The organism is Phormidium pseudopriestleyi FRX01, from assembly GCF_017313335.1.
Classification (GTDB): domain Bacteria; phylum Cyanobacteriota; class Cyanobacteriia; order Cyanobacteriales; family Laspinemataceae; genus Laspinema; species Laspinema pseudopriestleyi.
Genome location: NZ_JAFLQW010000285.1, coordinates 1 through 7,049, shown reverse-complemented (window position 1 = coordinate 7,049; position 7,049 = coordinate 1). Strand labels below are relative to the sequence as shown.

Here is a 7,049-nt window from a genome sequence, read left to right as displayed (position 1 = left end):
TTTTCATAAGTTCGTAGTAACGACTTCAGTCGTTCTTCTTAGTTCGTAGTAACGACTTCAGTCGTTACTTTTTATAGGTTCGTAGTAACAACTTCAGTCGTTAATTTCCCCCTCCCCTTGCAGGGGAGGGGGGCAGGGGGGAGAGGTCAGATCGGTTTTTAGGCAAAATTGAGATGCTCCCCAAACTGTGGGCTTGATTCGGGATGAAATTACCGCAATCCTAACCAGGTAAACAGGTTTTGATGGGTGAAGGCTTCGAGTAAGAGCAATGAGAGAAAGGCAATCATGGCAACTCGACCATTGATGCGTTCTGCATATTTGGTCCATCCAAAAGCCGGTTCAGGTTCGGCGGGTAAATCTTGAACGGGGGGTGGGGTAGGGGTTGGTTTTGGCTGAGTCATTGGGGTTATTTTTTAGGAGCTTTCGAGGATTTAGATTCGAGTTCTTGAACGGATTCAATCAGCGATCGCACTTCTTTGGTGCCTTCAGACGGTTCAAACGTTAACGGCATTTTGCCTCGTTTAATGGACTGGAATCCCACCGGGCCAAGGCTTAATAATCCTTTGATATCCCGGAAGAAATTACCGACAACCATCACGGCAAATTTGCGTTCATCGACCCAGCCGCCTTTTTTGACTAAATCAATTAAGACTTTGCGATGACGAATGGAACGACTGGCTTGATCATCGGTGCGTTCGAGAATTTCGTCCTTAATTTTACCGATTTTATCCAGGGGTTCAACGCCCATTGGACAAACGGAATTACAGTAAAAGCAGCGGGTGCAACTCCAGACCCCGGAGTTAGCTTGGTTATAGTTTTGTAAGCGGGATTCGGTTTGGTCGTCGCGATCGTCTTCCACCATGCGATAGGCTTTGGCGAGGGCATGGGGACCGACAAAGTTCGGGTTGACTTCAACGGCGTTGCATTCAGAATAGCAGGCACCGCAGAGGATACAATTGCCGCTTTCCTCTAGGCGCGATCGCTCCTCTGGAGTTTGGAGAAATTCTCGTTCGGGGATTTTCCTGGCAGTATTACTCACATAGGGATCAACGGCTTCGAGATTGTTCCAAAACCGCTGCATATCCACCACCAGATCCTTGACAACGGGCATATTTCCCATTGGCGCAATGGTAATTTCTGGAATTGCTCCCGGTGCAGTCGCCCTTGGGGGTGCGCCGGGTAAGGCATTGAGTGCCGGGTTCTCGGTTTGCTGGCGATCGCGGGTGGCGGATTCGGTTTCGGTGCTCTGTTGAGAGATTTGGTTCAATCGGGCCACTTCAGCGCCGATATTCTCTTTACAGGCGAGGGCGGAACGGCCATTAATCCGCATTGAGCAACTGCCGCAGATAGTATTGCGGCAATTTTTACGAAAGGCGAGGGTTCCGTCTTGCTCCCATTTAATCCGATTTAGACAATCGAGGATGGTATTCCCCGGTTCTACATCGAGTTGATAGGTCTGGATCCGAGGGCCAGTATTTTGGCTTTGGCGAACGATTTTAAATAAAACTTGCATGATGGCTACCCAATCCCGTCGGGGAACTGCTTCGATTATATATTGTACGCTGATTTGCACAGGATAAGGATCTGTGATTTTTTCTCCCTGGGTCCTCGTGACGCGGCTGAAGCCCCCTCACGAGGAAACCTACTGTTGTAAGGGGGAGGTATCCGTGCTATTTTGGGGGTTTTTGGCGACATGGAATGGGCAGTCCGAGGGTAAAAGTTGTTCCGGTTCCGGGCAAACTCTGACAATCGAGGGTTCCCCCATGTCCTTCTACGACAATTTGGTAAGAAATGGATAATCCTAATCCGGTGCCATATCCGACTTCTTTTGTGGTAAAAAATGGGTCAAAGGCTTGTTGTTGTAATTCTCGGGTCATTCCGGGACCATTATCGGCGATGGAGATGGTGACGGTGTTTTCGGTCGGCTGTGCGCTGTTAATCCAGATGGTGGGGGCAGGAGGTTCGGGGCCGATCGCTGCCTCGTCTTGGCTATTTGGGAGGGAGTGGGGAGGGCGAGATCCCGACTCTAGGGCATCGATCGCATTGGTGAGCAGATGCATAAAGACTTGATTAAGTTGAGCGGCATAGCAACGGACTAGGGGGAGTTGAGCGTAGTTTTTGATGACGGTAATTCCCGGGCGATCGTCACTCCGTTCTAGGCGATGCCCTAACATCATTAACGTGCTCTCCAATCCTTCATGGAGATCCACTGATTTGAGTTCCGCTTCATCCAGTCTGGAGAAATTTCGCAGAGATTCCACAATGGTGCGGATCCGTTCGGCTCCCCCTTGCATTGAAAGGACCAATTTGGGGAAATCCTCCACTAGAAATTCTAACTCTATTTCTTCTTCAAGTTGTTGAAGTTCCGGGGGAATAGAGCCTAACATTTGACGATACTCGTGGAGTAACCCTAATAATTGCTTCACATAAGTTTTGACATAAATTAGATTGCCATAAATAAAATTAACAGGATTGTTGATTTCGTGGCAAACTCCGGCCACCAGTTGACCGAGGCTGACCATTTTCTCATTTTGAATAATGTGATTTTGGGCCTGTTTAAGTTCGGTTAAAGTTTGTTCTAATACCCGGTTCCTGTCCAAAAGTTCCATTTGGAGCGATCGCAATTTTAATTGATGCTCCACGCGCACCAAAACTTCGGCCTCTTGAAAGGGTTTAGTAATATAATCATTTCCCCCGACTTCAAAGGCTTTGATTTTATCAAAAACATCATCCATCGCACTAATAAAAATAATCGGAACTTCCCGAGTCTTGGGATTTGCCTTCAGCTTGGAACAAACCTGATAACCATTCATTTCTGGCATATTAATATCCAGCAAAATCAGGTGAGGTAAACTTAGCTCTACAGCATTGAGTGCCAGATGAGGGGTGAGGGCTTTACGAACCAGATAACCTTTTCTGGTGAGAATGATGGACAAAAGCCGGAGATTAGCTGAGGTATCGTCAACAACCAGAATATCTGAAGGTTCGGGGCTTGTGTTGTTTTTATTCATCAGATTATAAAAGCTCGGTCAATCAATAAAATTTGAAAAGCTTGATGCGCTTTAGTCTATCAAACTTTAAAGATTTTGTCGAGGAGATTATGGCAAATCCCTAACCATTACATGAGAGGGTAGACAACAGCATTTCTTGCCCCATCTCTGTCAAGACCGCACAAAAAGGGGTATCACCCGGGCTTATGGTTTTTCTGAATCTCATAAAATAGTCATAAAATCACGCCCTATCCTGATGTTTGTGCAAGTGATTCGCATTGATAATTTCCACATTTAAAGGCTTCGCCCTGGGGTTGAGGGAGATAAGTACAATAGCAATTACGCCCGGTTTGTTTGGCTTGATAGAGGGCTTTATCGGCGCTTAAAATCAGGGTCTCAAGGGATTCTTTACCCGTAGGAATCAGGGTACAAATTCCGAGACTGATGGTCACGATATCGCAGACATCAGACGCAGAATGCTTAATATCTAGCTGCTGGATTTCCCGCTGAATATTGCGGGCGACGGACAAGGCTCCCTTGCCATGGGTATGGGGAAGGATGGCGGCAAATTCTTCGCCGCCATAGCGCGCCACTAAATCTGCCGGACGTTTGACCGCCTGACAAATGGCTTGGGCAACCTGTTTTAAACACTCATCTCCAGCGGGATGACCATAAGTATCATTATAGGCTTTAAAATAGTCAATATCGCATAAAATTAAGGATAAAGGATAATTTTCCAGCCCGAGGCGCTTCCATTCTTTTTTAAGATATTCATCAAATTTACGACGGTTTGAAACTTTAGTTAAACCGTCTATACAGGCCAGCTTTTGCAATTTATAATTAGCTTTTTTTAAAGTATTTTCAGCATTTTTCCGCTGGTCAATTTCCCGCATCAGTAGGAGATTTCTTTCAGCTAAAATTCGATTCTTTTCTTGGAGTTCCGCTTGCAATCGTTGAATTTTTAGTTGATTGTCAATGCGAGCAATAACTTCCTCTAGCTGAAATGGTTTGGTAATATAATCAATTCCACCCACTTGAAAGGCTTTTACTTTATCCAAAACATCATCTAAAACACTGATAAAAATAATTGGAATATTTTGAGTTTTTTCTGATTGTTTTAAAGCGGTACAAACTTCATACCCATTCATATATGGCATATTAATATCCAGGAGAATTAAATCCGGGATTAAGGCATGGGCAGCAGTAATCGCCATTTCTCCATTCAAAGCCTTACGAAGATAATAACCATGCTTCGTCAAAATAGAAGATAATACCCGCAAATTATCCGGGGTGTCATCGACGAGTAAAATATTTCCTTTGCATGGGGTATCTAATCTTTCAATCATAATTTGTGTATCCTTTTTATGATTAAAACTGTCCAGGATTGAGCCGATTTAGCACGGAGGCAGATTGTTTGAAGCCTTTTGGATTTACGGGAACTGGGATAGCTGAAGCCGGTGATAGCATACCCCTGAATGTTGTTGTTTTTTTCATGCTGGCTATCTCCCCATTTTTAAAATATTGATTGGTCCAGGTGCTCAACTTAAGAAGTCATCTTTCGTAAAGGTTAACAGGGTATAAATTGAATCGTAAATCAACAAATGGATGCGAAGCATTATCGATCGCTCCCAAACAATCACCCTTGTCGGTTCAGGATTTTAGGGCAGGGAGGGTAAAATAAAATGAGGTCCCCTCCCCCTTGATGGAATCAAACCAGAGTTTTCCTCCGTGACGTTCGACGATTTTTTTGCAGAGGGTTAACCCAATGCCGCTCCCGGGATATTCATCGTAGGAATGCAGCCGATAAAATGCCTCAAAGATGCGATCGCCTTGATCCGGGTCCATGCCAATGCCATTATCCCGAATTTCAAACTGCCATTCTTCTAGATTATTCAGATTACAGGAAATCTCAATTTTGGGGGAAACATTCGGGAGTCTAAACTTAATGGCGTTAGCCATCATATTTTGAAAAAGCTGCATCAATTGAATCTCATTTCCGCTGACGGTTGGCAGGTGCGAATGGGTAATAACTGCCCCACTTTTGGAAATTTCACTACTTAAATTCGCCAGGGCTTCTTCTAACACAAAGTTAGAATCAATCGATTCAAACCTTGAGGTAGGAACGCCGACTTTAGAATAGGTCAGTAAATCCTGAATCAGTTGGGTCATTCGCCCGGAAGCTTCGACAATATTGGTGAGATAGCGATCGCCATCGGGTCCGAGTTGATTTTCATATTTCCAGGTGAGCAAATCGGCATTGCCAATAATCACTTGGAGGGGAGATTGTAAATCATGGGACGCCACATGAGCAAATTGCTCCAGTTCCAGATTAGACCGCACCAGTTGAGCATTTAAGGCTTGCAATTCTGCATTTTGGACCTTGAGTTGATATTGAAGTTTTTGAATGGTCAGGTGATGTTTAACTCGGGCGAGCACCTCTTCAATCTGAAAGGGTTTGGTAATATAATCAGACCCCCCACTTTTAAACGCTTTTATTTTATCCCATTCATCCTCCAGGGCGCTGATAAAAATCACGGGAATATCCTGAGTCTTCGGGTCAGATTTCAGCCGTTGACAGACCTCATAGCCATCCATATCCGGCATCATAATATCGAGCAAAATGACATCCGGTAACAGGTTTTGACAAGCGGTCAGAGCAATTTGACCATTCAGGGCTTTGCGGACTTTATAGCCGCGATCGCTAAGAATTTTAGCCAAGACTCGGAGATTGATGGGGGTATCGTCCACAATCAGAATATCTTTGTGGGTACGTTCGAGGGGTTCGGAATTCATGATTTCTCCTGTTGCGTAAGTGCCATTACCTTTTCCAATTGAAAGTTATTTGCCAGTTCCGTCAGTGCCTTTGCTAGAGGAGCATTCTCAGGGGGAATTTCCTCAATTAACTCCAAAATCATATCATCACTACATTGGCAGGCTGCATCATAAACGCGGACCAGCCAATCACGAGGCATGAGTTGGAAAGATTGAGCATCCAGGATAAAGGATGAATCCTCCGGTATTCCTTCAAACCTGTTGTCAGAGTCTGACTCTATTGGCTCATCATAAATATATCGTACTCCTATATGCTCACCGACCTTGGAGAGCAAAACTTCTTCGCGAAAAGGCTTGTGAATAAAGTCATTACATCCGGCAGCAAGCACCAGTTGGCGGTCTTCTTCAAAGGCAGATGGGTTCACTCCAGCTATTGCCGGTCCAAAAGGCCAGGGAACGGACACGATGTTGGGTCGCGTTGCTACATTCCACGAGGAGGGCATACTTGACTTGCAGCACGTTGGCGATGGACCGAACGCTGGCGCGGAAGTATTCCATGCCAGCAGCGGCAGCGCTGCCTTCTACCATTGCTCGCAAGGCTTCTTCCTGCTGTCGGCGTTCGGTGATATCGATGGGGGTTCCGGTTGCTCCGCGAATCCGCCCTTCCGAGTCCCGTAAGGCGATCGCATTGACGAGGAGGTAAATCTGTCGTTGCAGGAGCTTTATTTCCGGATTGCGGTATTCTGGGGCGACAAATTGAGTTAATTTGCAGCCGAGGGTTTCGGTGGGAGTATAACCGTAAATTTTTTGGACTGCCGGATTAAAAAAAGTATAGCACCCCCGGAGATTTATCGACCAGATGACATCTTGTGAGGCATCGACTAAGGCTCGATATTTCTGTTCGCTGTGCCGGAGGGCTTCTTGGGCGATTCGGCGATCGCTGATTTCTCGTTGTAAAAGGATTGTAATCCGGGATTGTCTGCCAGGTCAATGGTGCGGGGTTTGAGCCATCAAGAGGGTTTGGTCTCCAAACCCCTACATCAGAGGGTTTGGAGACCAAACCCCTACATCAGATCAGAGGGTTTGGAGACCAAACCCCTACATGAAACAACGATTTTTCGTCATTAAATTTACCACCTTGACAGGGCTAGGGTTAACCCCCCACTTTCAAAGGTAACATCTGTATAAATCTGCCCCACAAAAATGAATCGGACACTTTTCAAAAGAAGCGAGAGGCAGAAAGCTCCTTACTACTAATTGGGAGATTTCTGGCTCCCCCTCCTCAAT

General features: G+C 45.6%; 7 protein-coding genes and 1 pseudogene. All 8 read right to left on the bottom strand.

Features of this window, described 5'->3' with window-relative positions; translation table 11 throughout:
• Positions 1–209 precede the first annotated feature (209 nt).
• On the bottom strand, positions 210–401 hold the full coding sequence (locus J0895_RS10535) for a chlorophyll a/b-binding protein (protein ID WP_207088054.1): 192 nt from the start codon (positions 399–401) through the stop codon (positions 210–212).
• A gap of 5 nt (positions 402–406) precedes the next feature.
• On the bottom strand, positions 407–1,513 hold the full coding sequence (locus J0895_RS10530; protein WP_207088056.1) for a succinate dehydrogenase/fumarate reductase iron-sulfur subunit: 1,107 nt from the start codon (positions 1,511–1,513) through the stop codon (positions 407–409).
• Positions 1,514–1,670: 157 nt separating this feature from the next.
• Positions 1,671–3,011: a hybrid sensor histidine kinase/response regulator gene (locus J0895_RS10525; protein ID WP_207088053.1), complete on the bottom strand. Its 1,341-nt coding sequence runs from the start codon at positions 3,009–3,011 to the stop codon at positions 1,671–1,673.
• Positions 3,012–3,238: 227 nt separating this feature from the next.
• On the bottom strand, positions 3,239–4,336 hold the full coding sequence (locus tag J0895_RS10520) for a diguanylate cyclase domain-containing protein (RefSeq protein WP_207088052.1): 1,098 nt from the start codon (positions 4,334–4,336) through the stop codon (positions 3,239–3,241).
• A gap of 304 nt (positions 4,337–4,640) precedes the next feature.
• Positions 4,641–5,783 (bottom strand): response regulator, encoded by a 1,143-nt coding sequence (locus J0895_RS10515; protein WP_207088051.1) that lies wholly within the window; start codon positions 5,781–5,783, stop codon positions 4,641–4,643.
• Positions 5,780–6,187, bottom strand: coding sequence for a response regulator (locus tag J0895_RS10510; protein WP_207088050.1), 408 nt, complete (start codon positions 6,185–6,187; stop codon positions 5,780–5,782). The genes J0895_RS10515 and J0895_RS10510 overlap by 4 nt, the downstream gene beginning before the upstream one ends.
• Positions 6,168–6,350: a hypothetical protein gene (locus J0895_RS25855; protein ID WP_242541193.1), complete on the bottom strand. Its 183-nt coding sequence runs from the start codon at positions 6,348–6,350 to the stop codon at positions 6,168–6,170. Before J0895_RS25855 ends, J0895_RS10510 begins: the two co-directional genes overlap by 20 nt.
• 132 nt (positions 6,351–6,482) lie before the next feature.
• Positions 6,483–6,692, bottom strand: a pseudogene (locus tag J0895_RS26955) (PAS domain-containing protein); the annotation flags it as partial.
• Positions 6,693–7,049: the final 357 nt, after the last annotated feature.